This is a genomic window from Micrococcus sp. 116 (genome assembly GCF_902506395.1).
Classification (GTDB): Bacteria; Actinomycetota; Actinomycetes; order Actinomycetales; family Micrococcaceae; genus Micrococcus; species Micrococcus luteus.
In genome coordinates, this window is sequence record NZ_LR732370.1 from 2433383 (window position 1) to 2456056 (window position 22674).

18 protein-coding genes, 1 tRNA gene and 1 other RNA gene are annotated in these 22674 nt (G+C 74.1%); 9 read left to right on the top strand and 11 right to left on the bottom strand.

The annotated features are described in order from the left end of the window. Positions 1–72: 72 nt before the first annotated feature. Positions 73–1359, bottom strand: a complete 1287-nt coding sequence (locus tag CITRIK5_RS11390; protein ID WP_002856654.1) for an aspartate kinase — start codon at positions 1357–1359, stop codon at positions 73–75. Positions 1360–1586: 227 nt separating this feature from the next. On the opposite strand from CITRIK5_RS11390, the gene CITRIK5_RS11395 reads away from it, so the two are divergent. Both CITRIK5_RS11395 and CITRIK5_RS11400 read left to right on the top strand, forming a co-directional pair. After that, complete coding sequence (locus CITRIK5_RS11395) at positions 1587–2600, top strand: ABC transporter ATP-binding protein (protein ID WP_002856656.1); 1014 nt, start codon at positions 1587–1589, stop codon at positions 2598–2600. Continuing rightward, positions 2597–3853 carry an ABC transporter permease gene (locus CITRIK5_RS11400; RefSeq protein WP_002856658.1) on the top strand — a complete coding sequence of 419 codons (1257 nt, stop codon included), beginning with the start codon at positions 2597–2599 and terminating at the stop codon, positions 3851–3853. Before CITRIK5_RS11395 ends, CITRIK5_RS11400 begins: the two co-directional genes overlap by 4 nt. A gap of 43 nt (positions 3854–3896) precedes the next feature. Here CITRIK5_RS11400 and recR read toward each other — a convergent pair whose 3' ends face one another. The 3 genes from recR to CITRIK5_RS11410 all read right to left on the bottom strand — a co-directional run bounded on the left by recR (position 3897) and on the right by CITRIK5_RS11410 (position 7913). Further along, the gene (recR, locus tag CITRIK5_RS11405) at positions 3897–4496 is read right to left on the bottom strand and encodes a recombination mediator RecR (protein ID WP_041102761.1); all 600 of its coding nucleotides are present in this window, start codon (positions 4494–4496) and stop codon (positions 3897–3899) included. 115 nt (positions 4497–4611) lie between these two features. After that, complete coding sequence (locus tag CITRIK5_RS12290) at positions 4612–5055, bottom strand: hypothetical protein (protein ID WP_236557186.1); 444 nt, start codon at positions 5053–5055, stop codon at positions 4612–4614. Next, positions 4998–7913, bottom strand: coding sequence for a DNA polymerase III subunit gamma and tau (locus tag CITRIK5_RS11410; RefSeq protein ID WP_236557187.1), 2916 nt, complete (start codon positions 7911–7913; stop codon positions 4998–5000). Before CITRIK5_RS11410 ends, CITRIK5_RS12290 begins: the two co-directional genes overlap by 58 nt. 78 nt (positions 7914–7991) lie before the next feature. Here CITRIK5_RS11410 and CITRIK5_RS11415 point away from each other — a divergent pair, with 78 nt between their 5' ends. Beyond that, positions 7992–8657, top strand: a complete 666-nt coding sequence (locus CITRIK5_RS11415; RefSeq protein ID WP_049146682.1) for a malonic semialdehyde reductase — start codon at positions 7992–7994, stop codon at positions 8655–8657. 39 nt (positions 8658–8696) lie between these two features. Here CITRIK5_RS11415 and gluQRS read toward each other — a convergent pair whose 3' ends face one another. Together gluQRS and ffs are read right to left on the bottom strand one after the other, a co-directional pair. Next, positions 8697–9683: a tRNA glutamyl-Q(34) synthetase GluQRS gene (gene gluQRS / locus CITRIK5_RS11420; protein ID WP_061867553.1), complete on the bottom strand. Its 987-nt coding sequence runs from the start codon at positions 9681–9683 to the stop codon at positions 8697–8699. Between the two features lie 16 nt (positions 9684–9699). Next, positions 9700–9796: signal recognition particle sRNA small type (gene ffs, locus CITRIK5_RS11425), an RNA gene on the bottom strand. A 155-nt stretch (positions 9797–9951) separates the two neighbouring features. On the opposite strand from ffs, the gene CITRIK5_RS11430 reads away from it, so the two are divergent. Beyond that, positions 9952–10037, top strand: a tRNA-Ser gene (locus CITRIK5_RS11430). Positions 10038–10254: 217 nt separating this feature from the next. After that, positions 10255–11817 (top strand): sodium:alanine symporter family protein, encoded by a 1563-nt coding sequence (locus CITRIK5_RS11435; protein WP_061867552.1) that lies wholly within the window; start codon positions 10255–10257, stop codon positions 11815–11817. Positions 11818–11904: 87 nt separating this feature from the next. Here CITRIK5_RS11435 and poxB read toward each other — a convergent pair whose 3' ends face one another. Then, positions 11905–13620 (bottom strand): ubiquinone-dependent pyruvate dehydrogenase, encoded by a 1716-nt coding sequence (gene poxB / locus CITRIK5_RS11440; protein WP_049146688.1) that lies wholly within the window; start codon positions 13618–13620, stop codon positions 11905–11907. A 130-nt stretch (positions 13621–13750) separates the two neighbouring features. Next, positions 13751–14647, bottom strand: a complete 897-nt coding sequence (locus CITRIK5_RS11445; RefSeq protein WP_049146689.1) for a haloacid dehalogenase — start codon at positions 14645–14647, stop codon at positions 13751–13753. 114 nt (positions 14648–14761) lie between these two features. Between CITRIK5_RS11445 and CITRIK5_RS11450 the strand changes: the two genes are divergently transcribed. Continuing rightward, the gene (locus CITRIK5_RS11450) at positions 14762–15694 is read left to right on the top strand and encodes a TspO/MBR family protein (protein ID WP_041102773.1); all 933 of its coding nucleotides are present in this window, start codon (positions 14762–14764) and stop codon (positions 15692–15694) included. Positions 15695–15844: 150 nt separating this feature from the next. Beyond that, positions 15845–16849, top strand: coding sequence for a thermonuclease family protein (locus tag CITRIK5_RS11455; protein ID WP_159833662.1), 1005 nt, complete (start codon positions 15845–15847; stop codon positions 16847–16849). A 93-nt stretch (positions 16850–16942) separates the two neighbouring features. On the opposite strand, the gene CITRIK5_RS11460 is transcribed toward CITRIK5_RS11455, so the two are convergent. The 3 genes from CITRIK5_RS11460 to CITRIK5_RS11470 form a co-directional block, all read right to left on the bottom strand. Then, entirely contained in the window at positions 16943–18040 is a 1098-nt protein-coding gene (locus CITRIK5_RS11460) for a YihY/virulence factor BrkB family protein (protein ID WP_227717929.1), read from the bottom strand. Between the two features lie 107 nt (positions 18041–18147). Further along, positions 18148–19566: an L-serine ammonia-lyase gene (locus tag CITRIK5_RS11465; RefSeq protein WP_061867550.1), complete on the bottom strand. Its 1419-nt coding sequence runs from the start codon at positions 19564–19566 to the stop codon at positions 18148–18150. Between the two features lie 184 nt (positions 19567–19750). After that, positions 19751–20665 (bottom strand): NUDIX hydrolase, encoded by a 915-nt coding sequence (locus CITRIK5_RS11470; RefSeq protein ID WP_144879296.1) that lies wholly within the window; start codon positions 20663–20665, stop codon positions 19751–19753. 179 nt (positions 20666–20844) lie between these two features. On the opposite strand from CITRIK5_RS11470, the gene CITRIK5_RS11475 reads away from it, so the two are divergent. Continuing rightward, on the top strand, positions 20845–21627 hold the full coding sequence (locus CITRIK5_RS11475) for an electron transfer flavoprotein subunit beta/FixA family protein (RefSeq protein ID WP_144879293.1): 783 nt from the start codon (positions 20845–20847) through the stop codon (positions 21625–21627). After that, on the top strand, positions 21624–22661 hold the full coding sequence (locus CITRIK5_RS11480) for an electron transfer flavoprotein subunit alpha/FixB family protein (protein ID WP_144879291.1): 1038 nt from the start codon (positions 21624–21626) through the stop codon (positions 22659–22661). The genes CITRIK5_RS11475 and CITRIK5_RS11480 overlap by 4 nt, the downstream gene beginning before the upstream one ends. The last annotated feature ends 13 nt before the right edge of the window (positions 22662–22674 follow it).

The following is a 22674-nucleotide window of genomic DNA, read 5'->3' on the forward strand; positions in this document are numbered from 1 at the left end:
GCCGGCCCCGCACCTTCACGCTGAAGGTGCGGGGCCGGCGTCGTGATGGGTGGGGCAGCGGCGGGTGCGGCGTCAGCGGCCGGTGCCGCCGTAGACCGTGGCCTCCTCCTCGGCGTCGAGGCCGAAGGCGGCGTGCACGGCGCGGACGGCGTCGTCGAGCTTGCTCTCGGCGGTGACCACGGAGATGCGGATCTCCGAGGTGGAGATGAGGTCCACGTTCACGCCGGCGTCGGCGAGGGCCTTGAAGAAGGTCGCGGAGACGCCCGGGTTGGAGCGCATGCCCGCGCCGATCAGCGAGAGCTTGCCGATCTCCGGGTCCGAGACGATGTCCTGGAAGCCGATCCGGTCCTGGGCGGCGCGCAGGGCGGCCATGGCGTCCTTGCCCTCCACGATCGGCAGGGTGAAGGAGATGTCCGTGCGGCCCGAGCCCTCGCGGGAGATGTTCTGCACGATCATGTCGATGTTCACGTTGGACTCGGCGATCACGCGGAAGATCTCGGCGGCCTTGCCGGGCACGTCGGGGACGCCGACGATCGTGACCTTGCCCTCGGAGCGGTCGTGGGCGACGCCGGAGACGATGGGCTGTTCCATGGGAGCGCCTTCCTGAAGGGTGATGGTGTCGTTCGGGTCGGGCAGGATCCAGGTGCCCTCGTGGTCGGAGAAGGAGGAGCGCACGTGCAGCGGCACGCCGAAGCGGCGCGCGTACTCCACGGAGCGCAGGTGCAGCACCTTGGATCCGGAGGCCGCCATCTCGAGGGTCTCCTCGGAGGAGAGCTCGGTGAGCTTGCGGGCGGTCGGCACGACGCGCGGGTCGGCCGAGTAGACGCCGTCCACGTCCGTGTAGATCTCGCACACGTCCGCGCCGAGCGCGGCGGCGAGGGCGACGGCGGTGGTGTCCGAGCCGCCGCGGCCCATGGTGGTGATGTCCTTGGACTCGGGGCTCATGCCCTGGAACCCGGCCACGATGGCCACGCGGCCGGCGTCGAGGGCCTCCTGCACGCGGTGGGGGTTGACTTTGACGATCCGGGCCCGGCCGTAGGAGGTATCCGTCAGCATGCCGGCCTGGGAGCCGGTGTAGGAGCGGGCCTCGAGGCCCTCGGCATGGATCGCCATCGCCAGCAGGGACATGGAGATGCGCTCGCCGGCCGAGAGCAGGATGTCCATCTCGCGTGCGGGCGCGTCCTGCGTGAGCTCGGCGGCGAGGTCGAGCAGCTCGTCCGTGGTGTCCCCCATGGCCGAGACGACCACGCACACGCGGTTCCCGGCGCGCACCGTGTCCGCGATGCGGCGGGCCACGCGCTGGATGCCGGCGGCGTCGGCCACGGAGGAGCCGCCGAACTTCTGGACGATGAGACTCATGGGTCGCTCCGGACGGGGTCGAGGGTCGGTTCGGGCCAAGTCTAGGGGCGCACTCTCGCGCGGGTCCGCCAGGTGAACCCCTGTTCCGGATGCTGGACCCGGCGCCCGCGGCAGGCCAGCACGACGGCGCCCGCGGCCCCGCCTGCGACCCCGGTCGGGCTGGGATGGCGCCGGGATCATCCCCCGGGTGGATCCGCGTCCGTGCCCGGCGCGGCAAGGATGGGGCCATGACCGCTCCAGCGCCCCCGCCCGCCTCACCCGTCCTGGGGGTGGCCGCCCACGACGGGATCGTGGCTCACGGCCTCGCCCGCTCGTTCGGCGCCGTCCATGCGGTGCGGGACGTCTCCCTCACCGTGCCCGCCGGCTCCGTGACGGCCCTCGTCGGCCCGAACGGCTCGGGCAAGACCACGCTCCTGCTGATCCTGGCCACCCTGCTGCGCCCGGACGCCGGCGCCGTGTCCGTGGCCGGGGTGGACGCGGTGCGCGAGCCCGTCGAGGCCCGGCGGCGGCTCGGCTGGATGCCCGACACCCTGGGCGTGTGGGAGGAGCTGACCTGCCACGACATCCTCGCCAGCCTGGGACGGCTCTACGGCATGGGGAAGGCGGAGGCGTCGGCGCGCGCGGACGAGCAGCTCGAGTGGGTCGAACTCACGGAGTTCGCCCACCGGCCCGCCCGCGTGCTCTCCCGCGGCCAGCAGCAGCGCCTGTCCCTGGCTCGGGCCACCGTGCACCGGCCCTCCGTCCTGCTCCTGGACGAACCCGCCAACGGCCTCGACCCGGCCGCCCGCATCCGGCTGCGGGACGACCTGCGCGCCATGGCCGCAGCCGGCACCGCCGTGCTCGTCTCCTCCCACGTGCTCGCCGAGCTCGAGGAGATGTCCGACCGCGCCGTGTTCCTCCGTGAGGGCGCCACGGTGGCCACCCAGGAGTTCCGCGCCGCCGACGACCTCGCCCGCCCCTACCGGATCGCCGGACCCGACCCGACGGCCCGGGACACGCTCGTCCGCGCCCTCGAGGCCCGCGGCCTGACCGCGACCGCGGCCACCGGCGCCGGCGCAGGCCAGCGCCGGGACGGCGTCGTGGTGCAGCTGCGGGGGGAGGCCGCCGCGGCCGCGCTGCTCGCGGACCTCGTGCGCGAGGGTGTGCTCGTCAGCCACTTCGCCCCGGAGGGCTCCCGCCTCGAGAACGCCTACCTGGGCCTCCATCTGGAGGGCCCCCGCACCGAAGGAGACCGGCCGTGAGCACCGCCGTCGCGACCTCGATCCACGACCGCCGCCCGCCGCAGCCGCAGCCGGGGGGACGCCTCGGCGCGGCCCAGGCCGTGGCCACCGTGGTGGGCATGGAACTGCGTCAGCGGCTGCGCTCGCGCGGCTGGTACGTGCTGTTGGGCGTCTTCTTCGTGGTGGTGGGGGCGGTGACCCTCGGCGCCCTCGGGCTACGCGGCCTGGGCGTGGCGGAGATGGAGGCGTCCGGCCTGGAGCCGGAGCTGGCGGAGCAGCAGATGCGCGCCCTGGGGCGGACGCTCTTCGACGGCGTCCTGCTCTTCGTCCTCACCCTCTCGCTGCTGGTCTCGCCCGCCCTGGCGGCCAACGCGATCTCGGGCGACCGTGCCGGCGGCACCCTGGCCATCACCCAGGTCACCCTGCTGCGGACCGGTCACCTGATGGCGGGCAAGTGGCTGGCCGCGTGGATCGCCTCCGCCGCGTTCCTCGCGGCCGCGTTGCCGTGGCTGGCGGTCGCGGCCGTGGTGGGGCGCGTGTCCCCGTGGGCCGTGCTGGTGGGGCTCGTGATGATCCTCGTGGAGTTCGGCATGATCGCGGGGATCGGCGTGGCCGTCTCGGCGATCGCCGGGCGCACGCTGTTCGCCGTCGTGGTGACGTACCTGATCGTGGCGGCGCTGACGATCGGCACCCTGGTGGCCTTCGGGCTGTCCCTGCAGTTCCTGCAGACCGAGGTGCGGGCCAACGACGCCGAGTACGGCTCGATGACGGCGGAGCCGTTCACCGAGGCGGAGCTCGAGCAGATGACCCCGGAGGAGGCGGAGCAGGCCTGGGCCGAGTACGAGGCGGCGAACCCGGAGCTGTTCGACGGGATCGCCGACCGCTGCGTCGGCCCGGTGACCACCCGGACGATCCCCGACCCGCGGCGCAGCGGATGGCTGCTCGCCGCGAACCCCTACGCCGTCCTCGCGGACGCCTCCCCCTGGGAGGCAGGCCTCCTCGAGGACGGGACCCGGGTGGATCCCGGGCCGCTCAACCTGCTGTCCGTGGGGCTGCGCTGGACCCAGCGAGACCCCGTCCGGGACGTCGAGTGCCTCGACGGCGAGCTGCGCGGTCTCGACCAGAGCGGCGTGCCGGACCGGCAGGGCACCTGGCCGGTGTGGCCGCTCGGCCTGGCGATGCAGGGTGTGCTGGTGGCCGGGCTGGGCTGGTGGGGCCACCGTCGCCTGGACACCCCGGCCGGGCGGCTGCCCGCCGGCACGCGCGTGGCCTGAGCCGGGCCGGCGTCGGGCGGGGCCTGCTCGACGCCGGCCGGTGTCAGCCGCTGATCAGACGACGTCCCTCGAAGGCGCGGCCGAGGGTGACCTCGTCCGCGTACTCGAGGTCCCCGCCGACGGGCAGACCGGAGGCCAGGCGCGTGACGCGGATGCCCGTGGCGCCGAGGAGGCGGCCGAGGTAGGTGGCCGTGGCCTCGCCCTCGAGGTTGGGATCCGTGGCGAGGATGACCTCCTGCACGGCCTCGTCCTGCAGCCGGGTGAGCAGCTCGCGGACGTGCAGCTGCTCGGGGCCGATGCCGGCGATCGGATTGATGGCCCCGCCGAGCACGTGGTAGCGGCCCCGGAAGGCGCGGGTGCGCTCCATGGCCATGACGTCCTGCGACTCCTCGACGACGCAGATCTGGGAGCGGTCCCGGCGTTCATCCCGGCAGAGCGAGCACACCTCGTCCTCGGAGACGTTGAAGCAGACCGAGCACAGCCGCACCCTGTCCTTGACCGTGCGGATGGCGTCCGCGAGCCGCAGCATGTCCTCCCGGTCCGCCTCCAGCATGTGGAAGGCGATGCGCTGGGCGGACTTCGGCCCGATGCCCGGCAGGCGGCCGAGCTCGTCGATCAGGTCCTGCACCGCGCCCTGGTACATCCGTCCCCCTCGTCCGATGGTGCGTCTCGTGGGGCGTGCGCCCCGACGCGGCGCCGCGGTCCGGCGCCGCGTCCATCATGCCCGCGGCCCCGGACGGCGTACGGGCGCGTTCGCCTCAGGCGTCGTTGGGGCGTTCCTCGAGCAGACGGCCGCCGAGCACCCGTTCGACGACGGCCCGGCCCACGAGGCCCGAGTCCTCGAGCGGGACGTCGTCGTCGCTGGCGACCTCGTCCTCCCACCCCACACCGGACGTCGCCGGGGCGGCGGGGCCGGTGTCGGCGGGCCGGGTCGGGCCGCGGCCCTGGGCGGCCTCGCGGGCGGCGTGGATGGCCGCGGCCCGCGCGTCCAACGAGGGCGGCGCCGAGGCTCCCCCGGCGGGCTCGACGTCGGCGGGGCGCGCCCCGAGCGAGGCCGCGCTCGGCCGGCCCCCGGCGGGGGAGCCCGGCGAGGCGTCCGGGTCGGGGCCACCGGGAGCGCCGGGGCCGCCGCTCGAGCCCGCGTTCACCGGAGGCTCGAGGGGCCCACCGGCCCGCAGCCGCTCCATGAGCCGCGGGTACATGCTCGCCGGATGGCCCGAACCCGGGAAGTCCGAACCGGTCGGGCCGGCAGCCGCGCGCGGCGCGGCGTCTGCGTCGTCGGCGGGCACGCCCGGGTCAGGGGTCGCGTCGGCCGTGGGCGAGCCCGTGGGGCGCCGCTCCTCGTCCGAGGACGGGCCGGCGCCCGAGGCGGCCGGGTGGAGATCGCGTCGCTCCGTGGCCGCTGCGTCGTCGTCCGGGGCGGGCGACGGCGTGGCAGGCCGGGCGGAGTCACCGTCCGCGGCCGCGCCCGCGCCGTCGTCGAAGCCGGCGGGACGGGTCGCGCCGAAGCGCTTCGCGAACTCGGCGCGCAGCTCCGCCTCCGGACGGGCGAACACGGGGATCGAGTGCTCCTCCTCGCGGACCAGCGGCCCCGGGTCGTAGGCCCGACGGACCTCCTCGGCGCTCGGCTCGCTCTCGCCGGGGGTCGGGGCGTCGGGCTGGACCGGGGAGTCCTGGCCGGCGTCCGGCGCGGCGCCGCCGGGGGCCGGTGCGGCCTGCGGCGGCGCGCCCCAGTCCTCGACCGACGGCACGGGGCCGTCCCAGCCGGCGGCGCCGACGGGCCGCTCCTCGGCGTCCCGGGCCGGCGGGGTCCAGCCCTCGGGGCCGTCCGAGTCGTCCTGCTCCGCGTCCGGGTCGAACGCGGGCAGCGAGTCCCACGGGTCCTCCTCGGGCGGGGGAGCGTCGTCCCAGGCGGGCGGCTCCTCGTCCGGGCCGCCCCAGCCGGTGCGGCGGAGCGCGGCGGGGTGGGGCGGGAGGACTCCGGCTCGCGTGGGGCCTGCCCCGGTGCCGGAGCGGGCCGGTTCGGCTGCGCCGTCGGTCGGTCGGGCCGGCCCTGCTGCGGGGCCGGACGCTCAGGCCGGTCCGTCCGCGCCGGGCCGGCCGGGCGAGCGCCGGACTGTGCGCGGGCGTCCCCGGTCGGCGCGTCCCCACCGAGGATCAGATCGAGCCGCGGGCGGATGCCGAGCACCTGGTGGACGGCCTCGCCGAGCACGCGGTCACCGCCCCGGCCGAGCAGCGACTGGCGGGGCCCGTCCTGCTGGAAGCCGATCGTCAGCAACGAGCCGTCGTAGCCCGCGACGCTCGCGTTGTCCTTCACCAGCATCCACACCAGGCGTGAGGCGTCCTCGAGGGCCGTGAGGATGTCCGGCCAGGCCCGGCGGATCATCTCCACCTGGCTCGCCGCCGGGGCGGGCGTGGGGCTCGACGGCGCGGCCGTCTCCTCCGGCCCGTGGGCGGGGGCCGGCGCGGCACCGGTGCGCTCCTGGGCATGGGACCGGCCCTCAGGCTCGGGCCGGCCCTCAGGCTCGGGGCGGCTCCCGGCCTCCGGGCGGCGCGTGTCCCCGGAAGGGGCCCCGACCTCAGCCGGTTCGGGCCGCTTGGGCTGCGGCGCCTGCTGCGGACGCTCGGACCCCGTGGCCCCGGCGGCGGCGTCCCCCTCCGGCGCCTCTGCCACGGACTGCGGGGCAGGCGGCGTCCAGCGCTCCGGCGGGGCGGTGGACGCGGTCGGCGCGGGCTCCTCCGGCCGCCGCATGGCGGCCCGGGCGAGCGCGGCACCGGTCAGAGTGCCGGAGCCCTCCGCGTTCTCGGCCGATCCGCCGCCGTCCGCGGCGGGCGTGCCGGACCGGGCCGGCGTCGTCGTGCCCTCGGAGGCGCCGTCCTCGATGGGCGCGGCGCCACCGAGCTCGAGGCGCCGTTCGAGGGCCTCGAGGCGGGCGGCCAGGCCGCGGTGCGTCTCGTCCGAGGCAGGCAGCAGCAGGCGCGCCATGAGCAGCTCGAGGTGCAGGCGGGGACTGGTGGCCCCCACCATGTCCGTCAGCGCGAGGTTGGTGATGTCCGCGAGGCGGGAGAGCTCCGCGCGGGAGAGCTGCGCGGCCTGCGCCGACAGACGCCGCACCTGGTCCTCCGGCATGCCGTGCAGGATCGCCCCGGCCTCCTCCGGCAGGGCACGGGCGATCACGAGGTCGCGGAAGCGGTCCAGCAGGTCCTCGACGAAGCGGCGCGGGTCCTGGCCGGACTGCACCACGCGGTCCACCACGCGGAACACGGTGGGGGTGTCGTCCGCGGCGACGGCGTCGATCACGTCGTCCAGCAGGGCTTCCGGGGTGAAGCCGAGCAGGCTCACCGCGAGCTCGTACGAGACCTGGCCCTCCTGGGCGCCCGCGATCAGCTGGTCCAGCACGGAGAGCGTGTCACGCACCGAGCCCGTGCCGGCGCGCACCACGAGCGGCAGCACGCCCTTCTCCACGGACACGCCCTCCTCCGCGCACAGCTGCTCGAGGTAGGCGATGAGCGGCTCCGGCGGCACGAGCCGGAACGGGTAGTGGTGGGTGCGGGAGCGGATGGTCCCGATGACCTTCTCCGGCTCCGTGGTGGCGAAGATGAACTTCAGGTGCTCCGGCGGCTCCTCCACGATCTTGAGCAGCGCGTTGAACCCCGCCGCGGTGACCATGTGCGCCTCGTCGATGATGAGGATCTTGTAGCGGTCCCGGACCGGGGCGAACGTGGCCCGCTCGCGCAGGCCGCGGGCGTCCTCCACACCGCCGTGCGAGGCCGCGTCGATCTCCAGCACGTCCAGCGAGCCCGGCCCGCCGGTGGCCAGGTCCCGGCACGAGTCGCACTCGCCGCACGGCGTGGGCGTGGGGCCCTGGGCGCAGTTCAGGCAGCGCGCGAGGATGCGGGCGGACGTGGTCTTGCCGCAGCCTCGCGGGCCGGAGAAGAGGTAGGCGTGGTTCACGCGGTCCTTCGCCAGTGCGGTGCGCAGCGGGACCGTGACATGGTCCTGCCCGATCACGTCCTCGAAACGGTCCGGGCGGTAGCGGCGATACAGGGCGGTGCTCACCCTCGAAAGCCTATCCGGCGGGCGGACGGGCTAAGGGAGCCGGGGAATGCGCACGCCCGCCGGCCCGTTCCCTGGCCCATGACCACCACGCACATGCACACCGACGCCGAGGACACGATCCACCCCACGCAGCCGGCCCCGGACGCGGGACCGCTGAGTCAGGCCGAGATCGACCGCCTCTTCGCGGACCGCCACACGACGCAGCTCTTCTCGGACGAGCCCGTCGACCTCGCGCTGATCGAGCGGGCCTACGCGGACCTCCGCTGGGCGCCGACCGCCATGAACAACCAGCCGCTGCGGCTCGACGTCGTGGACAGCCCCGAGGCCCGCGCCCGCCTGGCTCCGCTGATGATCGAGTTCAACCGGGAGAAGACGGAGCGCGCCCCGCTCACGCTGATCGCCTCCTACGACCTCGACTGGCACCGCCACATGGGCCACCTCGCCCCGTTCCGGGAGGGCTTCGAGGAGGATGCCGAGGGCAAGCCGGGCATGCGCGAGGGGATGGGCCGCACGAACGCGCTCATCCAGGTGGGCTACCTGCTCGTGGCCTTGCGCGCCCACGGGCTCGAGGTCGGCCCCATGGCCGGGTTCGACGCCGCCGCCGTGGACGCCGAGTTCCATGCGGACCGTGCCTGGAAGTCCCTCCTGGTGATCAACGTGGGCCACGCCGCCGCAGACGACGAGAAGGCGCAGCAGCCCCGCCAGGGCCGCCTCGACTTCGACCAGGCCGCCCAGGTCCTCTGACCGGGGCCGGGCCTGCGGCGGACCAGGGCGCCGGCCCGCTCAGAGCCCGGTGAACACCCACGGATCACGCGGCAGGGCGGCCGGGTCGAACGCGGGCACGGCGGCCGCCAGCGGTCCCGCGGGCAGGCCGAGGGACTCCAGCAGCCGGTCCCGCACCCGCTCGGGGGTCCACGCCGGGTCCTGCGCGGAGAGGTCCTCGAGGGTCACGGCGCCGTCCCGCTTGGCCAGCCGCCGCCCCTCCGCGTTCAGCACGAGCGGCACGTGCAGGTACTCCACCGCGGGCGTCGGCTCCCCGCGCGCGGCGCACAGCGCCTCGGCCAGCCAGCGCTGGCGCGGGGCCGAGTCGAGCAGGTCGTCGCCGCGGACCACCTGGTCCACGCCCTGCGCCAGGTCGTCCACGACGACGGCCAGGTTGTACGCGTACGCCCCGTCGTTCCGGCGCAGCACCAGGTCGTCGACCAGGCCCGTGACCTCGCCGTGCAGCACGTCCACGGCGGTGGCGCGCGGGGTCTCGCCCGCCGGCAGGCCCGCGACCTTCGCCGCATCGATCCGCAGGGCGGCGGGGCGCACCCGCCGTCGCTCGGCCCGCTCGGCCTCGGTCAGGCCGCGGCAGGTGCCCGGATAGAAGCCGGGCGGACGCAGCGGCACGGTGCCGCCGGAGGCGGGGGCACCGTCGTCGGGCCTCGGGTGCGGGGCCGACGTCGCCTCGGCGATGTCCTTGCGGGAGCAGAAGCACTCGTAGACCGCGTCCGTGCCGTGCGCGGCGCGCAGGGCGGCCACGGCGGCGTCGTACAGGGCGGTGCGCTCGGACTGGCGCACCGGCTCGGCGTCCCAGTCCAGCCCGACGGCGGCCAGGTCCGCCCGCTGGTCAGCCTCGGCCCCGGAGCGGACGCGGTCCAGGTCCTCGACCCGCAGCAGGAAGGCACGGTCCGTGGCGCGCGCCGCGAGCCACGCGACGAGCGCGGTGCGCAGGTTGCCCAGGTGCAGGCTTCCCGTGGGGGAGGGGGCGTAGCGTCCGGCGGGCATGGGATCTCCTGGGGAAAGTGAAGACCCCTCACGCACCTGCCAGAGCCCACCTACCCTTGCTACCTTCCGGTCCTGGGGGAGTTCAGCGAGATGACACCACGTGAGGGGCCGTCGAAGAGTCTAGCAGGGTGGCGGCGGGCGCGGCGATTCGGGCCGCGGGGAGGCTCGGGCCGAGCTCGCGCCTCCCGCGGAGGATTGGCGCGGCCCAGGACGATCTGGTTATGATGGAACCTGCCCTCGCGCGGTCCGCCGCATGGGGGCGCACCAAGGAGGATTCGCCTAGCGGCCTATGGCGCACGCCTGGAACGCGTGTTGGGTTAACAGCCCTCGGGGGTTCAAATCCCCCATCCTCCGCGGGCAAGCCCCGGGACCCCAGTGGTTCCGGGGCTTTTCGCATGTCCGGGGCCGCTGTCGTCGCGGGCCGCGCGCCCGGACTCCCGATCCGCCACGCTGGATGCGAGACGCGGGTCACATTTGCGCGTATCCTTCTCCCCAGTCGTCCGGGACCGCCGGCGGCCGCCGCTCGGAGCTCGCACCGCACCGGCCATCCCCACCCCGATCTGGAGACCCCATGTCCTTCGCAGATCTCATCACCGCCGTGAACGACGTCATCTGGTCCCCGGCCCTGATCTGGCTCTGCCTGATCGTCGGCCTCTACTTCACCATCCGGACCCTGTTCCTGCAGTTCGTGAACATCCCGGACATGGTGAAGCAGCTCCGCGAGGGCCAGGACTCCGCGGACGGCACCTCGTCCCTCCAGTCCCTCATGATGTCGCTCGCCGGCCGCGTCGGCATGGGCAACATCGGCGGCGTCGCCACGGCCATCGCGTTCGGCGGCCCCGGCGCCGTGTTCTGGATGTGGGTCATGGCCCTGCTCGGCGCCGCCACATCCTTCATCGAGTCCACGCTCGGCCAGATCTACAAGGAGCGCGACCCGGACACCGGCGAGTACCGCGGCGGCCCGGCGTACTACTTCGAGAAGGCCTACAAGCACACGGCCGCCGCCCCCGCCTTCAAGGCGTACGCGATCCTGTTCGCCGTCGTCACCGTCTTCGCCACCAGCTACTTCCTGCCGGGCGTGCAGGCCAACGGCGTGGCCGCGGCCGTGGGCGAGGCGTGGGCCGTGCCCGCCTGGGTCGTGGCCCTGGCCATGGTCATCCTGCTGGCCTTCATCGTCCTGGGCGGCGTGAAGCGCATCGCGACGTTCGCCGTCTACGTGGTGCCCGTGATGGCCGTGCTGTACATCATCCTCGCGCTGATCGTGCTGTTCCTGAACTTCGACCAGATCCCCGAGGTCTTCGGCTCCATCTTCGCCAGCGCGTTCGGCGTGCACGCCGTGTTCGGCGCGATCCTCGGCCTCGCCATCCAGTGGGGCGTGAAGCGCGGCGTCTACTCCAACGAGGCCGGCCAGGGCACGGGCCCGCACGCCGCCGCGGCCGCCGAGGTCTCGCACCCAGCCAAGCAGGGCTTCGTGCAGGCGTTCGCCGTGTACATCGACACGCTCTTCGTCTGCTCGGCCACCGCGTTCATCATCATCTCCACGGGCGCCTACCGGGTGTACTCGGACGGGTCCGGCTCCGGCCTGCTGTTCGAGGGCATCGTCTCGCCGACGGCCTCCGAGGGCCCGGCCTTCGTCCAGACCGGCTTCGACGCCATGTTCTCCGGCTTCGGCCCCACGTTCGTGGCCGTGGCGCTGGCGTTCTTCGCCTTCACCACGATCGTGGCGTACTACTACATGGCCGAGGTCAACATCGTGTTTCTCACGCGCAACCTGCGCAACGGCATGGTCCGCCGCGTCGCGCTGCGCTTCCTGCAGGCCCTGATCCTCGTGTCGGTGGCCTACGGCGCCGTCGCCACCACGGGTGCGGCCTGGGGCCTCGGCGACATCGGCGTGGGCTCCATGGCCTGGCTGAACATCCTCGGCATCCTGGTGCTGCAGGGCCCGGCCCTCAAGGCCCTCAAGGACTACCGCGCACAGAAGCGCCAGGGTCTCGACCCGCAGTTCGACCCGCGCCCGCTCGGCATCCGCAACGCGGACTTCTGGGAGCACCGCGCCGACGGCCTGATCACCCAGGGCGTCGCCGGCACGGCCGAGCACCCGATCGTCGCCGAGGGCGGCGCCCACCGCGCCTGACCTACCGGCGGGGCTGGGCTCTCCCCGCCCCACCACGACGACGGCCCGGACGCCGCCAGCGTCCGGGCCGTCGTCGTGCGCGGCAGGTCAGAAGAGCTGGCGCAGGTTCGCCTTCGCGAGGTCGAGCAGCTTGGTGCCCTTGCCGTCCAGGACGGTGCGCATGGCGTAGAGCGCGAAGCCCTTGGCTTGCTCGAACTCGATGCTCGGCGGGATCGTCAGCTCCTGACGCTCGGTCTTGACCACCAGCAGCGCCGGCCCGTCGTGGGCGAGGAACTCGCGCATCACCGCGGGCAGGTCCGTCGTGTGGTCCGCGCGGAAGCCCTTGATGCCGATCGCCTCCGCGATCGCCGCGAAGTCCGGGTTCTCCAGGCTCGTCCCGTAGGGGACGAACCCGGCGGCCATCATCTCGAGCTCCACGAAGTTCAGCGAGTCGTTGTCGAACACGAGCGTCTTCACGGGCAGGCCGTTCTGCACGAACGACATCAGCTCGCCGAGCATCATGGCCAGCCCGCCGTCGCCGGCCATCGCCACCACCTGGCGGGTGGGGTCGACCGCCTGGGCGCCGACCGCCTGGGTAACCGCGTTGGCCATGGAGCCGTGGGACAGGGAGCCGATGATCCGGCGGCGCCCGTTCATCGTCAGGTACCGGGAGGCCCAGACCACCGGGGAGCCGACGTCGGGCAGGAACACCACGTCGTCGTCGGCCAGCTCGTCGAGGAGGCGGGCCACATACTGCGGGTGCACGCGTCCACGGCCCGGGGTGGCCAGCTGGTCGAGGTCCTTGCGGGTCTTGGCGTAGTGCTTGAGCGCCTTGTCCAGGAACGCCGACGACGAGTTCCCGCGTAGCAGCGGCAGCAGGGCCTGGGCCGTCTCCTTCACGCCGCCCACGAGCGGCACGTCCACGGCCACCCGTCGGCCGATCTGCTCGCCGCGCACGTCCACCTGGATGACCGTGGCGTCCTCGGGGTAGAACTGCCGGTACGGCAGGGAGGAGCCGAGGATCAGCAGCGTCTCGGCCTCCTTGAGCGCGTGGTAGCCGGAGGCGAAGCCGAGCAGGCCGGTCAAGCCGACGTCATACGGGTTGTCGTACTCGATCCGGTCCTTGCCGCGCAGCGCGTGGACGATCGGGGCCTGCAGGCGCTCCGCCAGGGCCACGACCTCGTCGTGGGCGCCGGCCGCACCCGCGCCGGCCAGGATGGTGATCCGCTTGGACGAGTCCAGGGCCTCGGCGGCCTCGCGCAGCACGGAGTCGGCCGGGATGACGCGGGACGGCGTGTGACGGATCACCTCGGGCTTCGCGGAGAGCTCGGTGAGGGCCACGTCGCCCGGGATCACGAGCACGGCCACGCCCCGCTGCTCGACGGCGGCCCGCATCGCGGTGCGCAGCATACGGGGCATCTGGTCCGCCGAGGAGACGTGCTCCACGTAGACGGAGCACTCGCGGAACAGGTCCTGCGGGTGGGTCTCCTGGAAGTAGCCCGAGCCGATCTCCTCCGACGGGATGTGCGCGGCGATCGCGAGCACCGGGGTGCGGGAGCGCTGCGCGTCGAACAGGCCATTGATCAGGTGGAGGTTGCCCGGACCGCACGAGCCCACGCAGACCGCGAGCTCGTCCGTGAGCTGGGACTCGGCGGAGGCGGCGAAGGCCGCGGTCTCCTCGTGCCGGGTGTGCACCCACTGGATGCCGCCGTGGGAGCGCAGGGCCTCGGTCAGCCCGTTGAGGGAGTCCCCGGGCACGCCGTACATGCGGCGCACGCCCGAGGCGTGGAGGGTCTCGACGATGTTCTGGGCGACGGTGGCCACGGTGGAACCTCTCTCTGGTCGGGAGGCGCCCGGGCCGGTTCGGCAGGGGCGCGGCATTCCCTTCCACGCTAGGGGTCGAGGTCCAGGCCCGGGGAGGGTCGGCCGTCCGCAGAGGGGGCGTCCGGCCTGGTCAGCGCAGCAGGTCGCGCTCCACCCAGCGCAGCAGGGACTCGCCCGCCCGCTCGTGGACGTCGTCGGCGTCGCCGATGCCGCGTTCGGCGAGGATCGCCGCCGTCACCACGCCGTAGGGCTTCTCGGGGACGCCGTCGGCGGGCCGCACGTCCATGTGCTCCACGGCGAGTCCGCGCTCGTGCAGCCGGTCGGCCATGGCGTAGTCGCTGCGCGAGTCGCCCGCGGTGAGCCAGCGTTCGGGCACCGGGGTGCCCGCCTCCGCCAGCAGGTCGAAGCAGCGCTCGACGCCCAGGTCCTTGCCGGAGGAGCGGTGCTCGACGTCCACCGAGATCACCGAGGGGGCCACGCGCACCTCCTCGGCGAGTCCGCGCTCGGCGAGCAGATCCTCGACGCCCGCGGCGACGTCGTCGCGCACCCGCTCGTACTCCGTCTGGTCCGCGCCGACCGTCTTCTCGAGGGAGACCATGGCCAGCTTGGTGCGGTCGGTGAACTGCAGGTCCCCGGCGCGCTCATCGTTGAGGGCCCAGATCGCGTCACGGGTGTCCGCGTCGATGGCCATGTCCGGGTCGGTGCGGAGCCAGTCCGGGGCGGTGCCGTCCACGGTGACGTCGGGCAGGTCCCCGGAGGGCACCGCGGAGAACGGGAACCACACGGCGCCCTTCTCGCAGATCGCGTGGAAGGGAGCGTCGTCCGGGAGGCCCGCGTCGCGCAGCGGGGCGATCAGGTTGTGCAGGAGGAAGTCCGTGGAGCGGCCCGTGTTGAAGCCGACCGGCACCCCGCGCCTCGCGAGGCGGACGAGCACGTCGATGATCCCCTCCGGCACGGTCCGGGTCTCGGTGGAGGCCACGGGGGCGTCCACGTCCAGCAGGAGTCCTATCGGGGAGGAAGTGCGCATGCCCCCACCCTAGGCCGCGGTGGCCCGTGCCCGCGATGGGCCCGGCGGCTACGCTGACCCTGAGACCCGCCCCGCCCGGGGCACACCCCCGACGATCACCCCACGGGAGCACCCATGAGCACCGCCACCGACCTCGGCCCGTCCCGCAGCCCCTTCGGCCCCGACGCCGCGGCGCGCGTCCCCAGCTCGGGGACGGGGCTGTCCTCGACGGGCGGCCGGGTGGCCATGCTCGTGGTCGTGATCCTCGCGGTCGTGGCCGCGTTCCTGGGCTCCGGCGTCGTCGGCGGCCTGACCCCCGTGGCCGAGGCCGCGGGCGGCTGGCTCGGCCCGGACGCCACCTGGGTCTCCCCGGCGACCCCCGCGTTCGGCATCTGGTCCGTGATCTACGCGGGGCTGCTGGCGTACGCCGTGTGGCAGTTCCTCGCCTCGGCCCAGTCCGCCCGTCACGACCGCCTGCGACCGTGGATCCTGGTCTCGGTGCTGCTCAACGCCGCGTGGATCTGGACGGTGCAGGCCGGGCTGCTGGGGCTGAGCGTCGTGGTGATCGCGCTGCTGCTGACGTGCCTGGCGTGGATCCTGGTGCTCCTCGAATCCGTCCGCGCGCACAGCTGGGGGGAGCGGATCCTCCTGGACGGGGTGCAGGGCCTGCATCTGGGCTGGGTCTCGATCGCCGCCGTGGCGAACCTGGCCGCGTGGCTGGCCTCGACCGGCGTCGTCGGCGATCCGGGGCAGTCGTCCCTCTGGGCGAAGGTGATGCTCGTGGTGGCCGTGCTGATCGGCGCGTTCACGGCCGTGTACAACGGCGGCCGCCCGGCTCCGGCGTTCGCGCTCGCGTGGGGTCTGGTGTGGATCGGCGTCGGCCGCGCGGACGGCACGGGGCTGCTCTCGGGCAGCCTCGCCCTCCTGGCGTGGGGCGGCGCGGCGATCGTCCTGCTGTGCTGGCTGGCCGCGCTGCTGCTCTCCCGCCGGTCCGCGACGGGCGAGGCCCGCGACCTCGTCCTCGACGCACTCGACGGCGGCGGCGACCCCATCGACGGCCGTCGCTGACCCCCGTCGTCATTGACGGAACGGGGACCGATGCTGTCGTGACGTGCGGCAACACCTGTGCCTCCCACATGCGATGATGTGGTGATCCGAAGGCCCCGCCTCACGGCGGGGCCTTCGTCATGTCCCCGTCCCTTCCCCTCCAGGATCCTCGTGCCCCTTGCCCGTCTGCGCGCGGCGCTCCCCGCGGCCGCACTGTCCCTGCTCCTGCTCACCGGCTGCACCGCCACCGACGACGGCGTCACCCCGGCGAGCGATGCCGACACCTCCGCGTCGGTCAGCACGATGCCGACGACGCCCACCCCCTCCGTCGACGCGGCTGCGACGAGCCGTGCCGCTGCGTCGTCGCTGGCCGCCTCCTCCGCCGCGCAGAGCTCGCGCGCCGCAGCGTCGTCCTCGAGCGGGGCCGCCGAGTCGCGTGCCGCTGAGGGCTCCCGCAGTGCCGAGCCGGCGGCGCCCGCCGCCCCGGCCGACGTCGAGGGAGACGTGGTCACGGTCGAGTCGATCTCGGACGGCGACACGCTCCGCGTGACCCTCGGCGAGGTGTCCACGCGGGTGCGCCTGCTCAACATCGACACCCCCGAGACCCACCACCCCTCGAAGCCGGTCGAGTGCATGGGACCGGAGGCGACGGCGGCGCTGAAGTCGATGATCAGCCCCGGCGACACGGTGGTGCTGCGGTACGATCGCCGGCTCTACGACCGCTACGACCGCCTCCTCGCCGGCGTGTACGCCGACGGCGTCCTGCTCAACGCCGAGATGGCCCGCCTGGGCTACGGCGAGCCGGCGGTCTTCGACGGCAACGACCGTTTCCTGCCCGAGGTCGAGGCGGCGTGGGAGGAGGCCCGGGCGAACGGCGTCGGCAGGTTCTCCGGGGCGGGGGCCGGGGCCGCCTCCGGGATGGGCTCGGCCGCGGTGCCGCACTCCCCGGAGGCGGCCCCGGCCCCCGCCCCGGAGGCGGCCCCCGCGGCCGGCGACGCGGGGCCGGTGAGCGGAGCCGACTCCGTGTGCCCGGACTCCCACCCGGTCAAGGCCAACGACAACTCGGGCATCTACCACATGCCCGGTCAGCAGCACTACGGCAAGACCAACGCGCGCCACTGCTACGCCTCCGCCTCCGCGGCGCAGGCGGGCGGCTACCGCGCGGCCCGGCGCTGAGGGCCCCGCGCACGACGACGGCCGCCCACCTCGCCAGGTGAGCGGCCGTCGTTGTCGGTGCGGAACGTGCGCTCGGCGCCGCGCCGGGCGCGGTCAGCGGCCCTCGTGGACCGCCCGCAGTTCGTAGCCGCGCTCCTCCACGGCCGTCTGCTTCTCGGCGCGCTTCTCCACCCCGGCCACGTCCTTCGGGGGCAGCTGCACCCGAGCCTCGGCGGGCAGGCCGGCCTCGAGCTGGCGGGCACGCTCCACCTCGGCGTCGACCTCCAGGCCGAGCAGCAGCACGATGTTGAAGATCCACAGGGCGAACAGCAGCGCCATGACCGTGCCGATCGCACCGTACGCCGAGTAGCCGGCGAACTGCGTGAAGTACACGGACAGGGCCACCGCGGCCAGCACCATGCCCACCAGCGCCACGATGTTGCCGGGGCCGAAGAGGTGGAAGCGCGGCTTCTGGACGTTCGGGGTGGTGTAGTACAGGGTCGCGATCAGCACCAGCAGGATCACGACGACGACAGGCCACTTCGCCCACGCCCACACCGGCAGGAACGTGTCCGAGAGGAAGTTCACCACGCCGGTCATGCCGAGCGGCCCGGCGATCGGCTGGAGGAAGCCGTCCACGAGCGAGCGGTTCAGCGCCAGCGAGAGCAGCACGACCACGATGCCCACGATCAGGATGAGCGTGGTGAGCAGGTTGGTCAGCGTCAGCTTCACCAGGCCGCGGCCCTCCTCGTAGCCGTACACCGTGTTGGCCGAGCGGTTGAACGCCTTCACGTACGCGGAGGCGGACCACAGGGCGGTCGCGATGCCGATGATGAGGGCGATGATCCCGCCGCCTGAGCCGGCCGAGTCGCTCATGGTGGTCACCAGGTTCGTGACGAGCGGCTGGTAGTCGCTCGGGACCAGGCCGGTCAGCTCCCCCAGCAGATCGTCGATGGCCCCGCGGTTGGAGGCGAGCACGAGGGACAGGATGGAGAACACGGCCAGCAGGGAAGGAGCCAGCGAGAGCACCAGGTAGTAGGTGAGCTTCGCGGCCAGGTCGGTGCCGCCGTCGTTGCCGAACTCCTTGAGCGCGCGTGTGAGCGCGTACTTCCAGCCGGCGCCGTCGAGCTTCACGCCCTTGAGCCTCTCGGCACGCTGGTCGGGATCGATCTTCGCGGCCTCCAGGGTCGCGTCCACAGGATGAATGGCCACGTCGGTCCTCTCGCGCTCGGGGGCAGGGTGCGGGTCGGGCCCCACGGTAGCGGACGGGTGCCCCGTCCGTCCCGACCGGAGCGGCGCTGGGCCGCGGACCCGGGCGATCAGCACTCGATGACGTTCACGGCCAGGCCGCCGCGCGAGGTCTCCTTGTACTTGGACTTCATGTCCGCGCCGGTGTCGCGCATGGTCGTGATGGCCTGGTCCAGGGTCACCCGGTGCGAGCCGTCCCCCAGCAGCGCCAGCCGGGCCGCGTTGATGGCCTTCACCGACGCGATCGCGTTGCGTTCGATGCACGGCACCTGGACGAGGCCGCCCACGGGGTCGCACGTCAGCCCGAGGTTGTGCTCGATCCCGATCTCGGCCGCGTTCTCCACCTGGTCCACGGTGCCGCCGAGCACGGCGCACAGGGCGCCCGCCGCCATGGAGCAGGCCGAGCCGACCTCGCCCTGGCAGCCGACCTCGGCGCCGGAGATGGAGGCGTTGCGCTTGTACAGGATGCCGATCGCCGCCGCGGTGAGCAGGAACTCGACCACCTTGTCGTCCCGCTCCTGCTGCGTGGCGCCCTCGGGGAGCACGAAGCGCATGTAGTAGAGCATGACGGCCGGGATGATGCCCGCGGCGCCGTTCGTGGGCGCGGTGACGATGCGCCCGCCCGAGGCGTTCTCCTCGTTCACCGCGAGCGCGAAGAGGTTGACCCACTCCATGGCCCACATGGGGTCGGTGCGGTCGGTGGTCTGGAGCAGGTGCTCCCGCAGCGCGGGGGCCCGACGGCGGACCTGCAGTCCGCCGGGCAGGATCGGCTCGGTGCGGGTCACGCCGTTGTGGACGCATTCCTCCATGACGGCCCAGATGGCCAGCAGCTGGGTGCGCAGCTCGTCGAGGTCGTGGCGGGTGGCCTCGTTGGCGAGCATGAGCTCCGCGATGCTCAGGCCGGCCTCGCGGCAGCGGGCGGCGAGCTCGGCGCCCGTGGAGAAGGGGTACGGTTCGCCGGTGTCGCCGTCGTCGGTGCGGTTGACGTCCTTGGTGGCGTCCAGCTCGGCCTCGAGCTCGTCCGAGGTGACCACGAAGCCGCCGCCCACCGAGTAGTAGTCGCGGGTGTGGAGCTGTTCGCCGGCGTCGTCGTAGGCGGTCAGGCGCATGCCGTTCGGATGCCCGGGCAGGGACTCGCGCATGTGCAGCGTCAGGTCCGCCTGCCGGTCGAAGGCGATCTCGTGGCGCCCGTCCAGGGGCAGCCGACCGCCCGTGACGATCTCCGCCACGAGCCCGGTGCAGGCGTCCGGGTCGATGGTCTCGGGGTCCTGGCCGGCCAGGCCGAGCAGCACCGCGGTGTCCGAGCCGTGGCCCACTCCGGTGGCCGCCAGCGAGCCGAACAGCTCGGCGTGCACGCGGGCCGTGCGCTCGAGGACGCCGTGCTGGCCCATGCTGTCCGTGAAGCGGCGGGCGGCGCGCATGGGTCCCACGGTGTGGGACGAGGACGGGCCGATGCCGATCGAGAACAGGTCGAGGACGCTGAGCGCCATGCAGTGCTCCTAGGGTGCGAGCGGGACGCGCGGTGGCCGGGGGTGGGGGCCGGACGCGCGGAGCCGGGTGATCCGGTGCAGACCAGACTAGGGGCACGGGGCCCGGCAGGCCATGGGGTCGCGGCTCGTGGTCCGCGCTGCTCTCCGGCCCGTCGCCCACCGCACGGACCGGAGACGGGAGCGCTCAGAGGATGTTGTCCTTGGACTCCTCCACCTGCGCGGCCGCACGGAACGCCGTCAGGTCACGCAGATACTCGTCCGCGTGGGGGAACACGGGCCCCTGCCCGGCCACGAGCATGACCCCCTCGAGGGGCTCGAACCGGGAGCGGCCCGCGTGGATGTCCTCGCCGGCGTCGACCAGGGTGCGCAGCTGCCACCACGTGGGGGCCATCAGGTTGACCTTGCCGGCCCGGAAGCGGCGCAGCAGCTCGGCGGGGGACGCCCAGCCGTGGCTGGCCGCCTCGGAGGACATCCGCTCGGGGGACTGGCCCTGCGGCAGGTGGACGGCGAAGAAGAACGTGTCGTAGCGGCGCGGGCCCCCGTGCGGGGTGATCCACCGGGACCACGGCACGAGCGCGCCGGCGTCGGGGCGCAGCCCCTCGCGGTCGAGCAGCTCCCCGAAGTCCACCTCGTGGCGCTCGACGGCGTCGCGCAGCTCGTCGGGGAACGCGGCCACCCGGGCCGGGTCCACGGGGGTGCCGGTGACGGCGTCCCGGGCCAGGAGCACTCCGGTCTCCTCGAACGTCTCGCGGACGGCGGCGGCCAGCACGCGGCCGGCGCCCTCGGCGGGGTCGAGCTCCGTGAGGGTGCCGTGGGCGTCCACGGGTTCGCGCGGCAGCCCCAGGCGCCGGCCCCAGTCGGCCAGATCCGTGCCCTCCCACAGCCGGTCCGGCAGGTCGTCCGCGGGGTCCACGCGGCCGCCGGGGAAGGCCGTGGCGTGGGCGCTGAAGGCCATGGTCCCGGCGCGGCGGACGGTGAACACCGAGATCTCGCCGCCGGCCCCGGGCCGGACCAGCACGAGGGAGGAGGCGGGCACCGCCGGGACCCGGGGCCGGTCCTCGGCGGCCGGCGGCTCGGCGGGCGGGGCGGCGGGGCTCACGGTGCCTCCTCGGTTCGGGCGATCATGGTCCGGACGCACGGGCCGACGACGGCGGCCCCGGCCGCTCCCGCGCGGGGGTCATGCGGCCCGGACGTGCGCGGACCCGTAGTCTGTAGCGTAAGTCACCGTGCTCGGGGCGGAGGCCCCGGGGCGAGACCGCGACCCAAGGAGGAGAGGCCGTGAAGATCCTGGTGCTGGCCAAGCAGGTGCCGGACACGTGGCAGGAGCGTGAGCTGAGCCTGGAGACCGGCTGGGTGGTGCGCGACGGCGCGGCCGAGCCCGTGCCGGACGAGATCAGCGAGCGCGTCATGGAGGTCGCCCTGGGCTGGCGGGACGCCGGCGCGGACGTCGAGGTCGTGGCCCTGACGGTGGGCCCCGAGGACTCCTCGAAGACCCTGCGCAAGATGCTGGCCATGGGCGCGGACTCCGCCGTGCAGATCACCGACGACGCGCTCGTCGGCTCGGACGCCGTGGAGACGGCCCGCGTGATCGCCGCGGCCGTCGAGAAGGAGGGCGCCGACCTCGTGCTCGCCGGCACGCTGTCCACGGACGGTGGCACCGGCGTGGTGCCGGCCATGGTCGCCGAGCTCCTGGACCGGCCCTACCTGCCGCACGCCGAGGCACCCGAGCTGGCCGACGGCGAGCTGACCGGCACCGTGGCGACCTCGGACGCGGACGTGCGCGCCGCCGTCGCCCTGCCCGCCGTGGCGAGCCTGACGGAGAAGACCGCGGAGCCGCGGTTCCCGAACTTCAAGAACATCATGGCGGCCAAGAAGAAGCCGCTCACCGTGCTGTCCCTGGCCGACCTCGGCATCGCCGCGGGCCCGGCCGAGGCCGCCTACCGCTCCGTGATGGTCTCGGCGGACACGCGTCCCGAGCGTGCCGCGGGCGAGAAGATCACCGACGACGGCACCGCCGCCGAGCGGCTGGTGGAGTTCCTCGCGGGTCGGGGGCTCGTGTGAGCGCGAACGTGGAGGAGACCGAGATGACGACGCAGACCGACGCCGCGAACAGCGGTCAGACCGTGCTGGTGCACGCCGAGATCGGCGCGGACGGCGCGCTCCGCCCGGTCGTGGCCGAGCTGCTCGGCGCCGCCGCAACCGTGGGCGTGCCCGAGGCCGTCCTCGTGACCGGCGCGGAGGGCAGGGACGCCGCCGTAGCCCGTCTGGGGGAGTACGGCGCCACGCGCGTCCACGTCCTCGTGGCCGACGACGCCGCCACCACCCTCGGCGACGCCGCCGTGCAGGCCCTCGCCGCCGCGGCCGCCCGCACCGCGCCCGTGGCCGTGCTGATCTCCAGCAGCCCCGAGTCCCGCGCGGTGGCCGGCCGCCTGTCCGTCCGCGCCCGCGGCCCCGTCTGCGCGGATGCCGTGGGGCTGCGCTGGGCTGACGACGAGGTCATCGCCCGCCACTCCGTGTTCGGCGGCGACTACCTCAGCGAGTCCACCGGCGAGGGCGGCCCCCGGATCATCACCGTGCGCCCCGGCGCCGTCGCGGATCGGGCTCCGGCCGTCGAGGCGCCCGAGGTCGTGGAGCTGGCCGCCGCCGAGCTGGGCCCGGTGACCGCCGGCGCCCGGGTGCTCGAGGTGAACGCCCGCACGCAGAACTCCGCCCGTCCGCCGTTGCGCGGCGCCAAGACCGTCGTCGCCGGCGGACGCGGCGTGGGCTCCGAGGAGGGCTTCGCGATCGTCGAGCAGCTCGCCGACGAGCTCGGCGCCGCCGTGGGCGCCTCGCGTGCCGCCGTCGACTCCGGCTACACCGCGGCCGAGCGCCAGGTGGGCCAGACCGGCGTGATCGTGTCCCCGAACCTGTACATCGCCCTGGGCATCTCCGGCGCCATCCAGCACCTGGCCGGCATGAAGACCGCCAAGACCATCGTGGCGATCGACAAGAACGAGGACGCCGAGATCTTCGAGCACGCCGACTTCGGCGTGGTCGGGGACATCTTCCAGGTGGTCCCGCAGGTCATCGAGCAGCTGCGCACCCGCCGCGGCTGAACCGGTGCGGGCG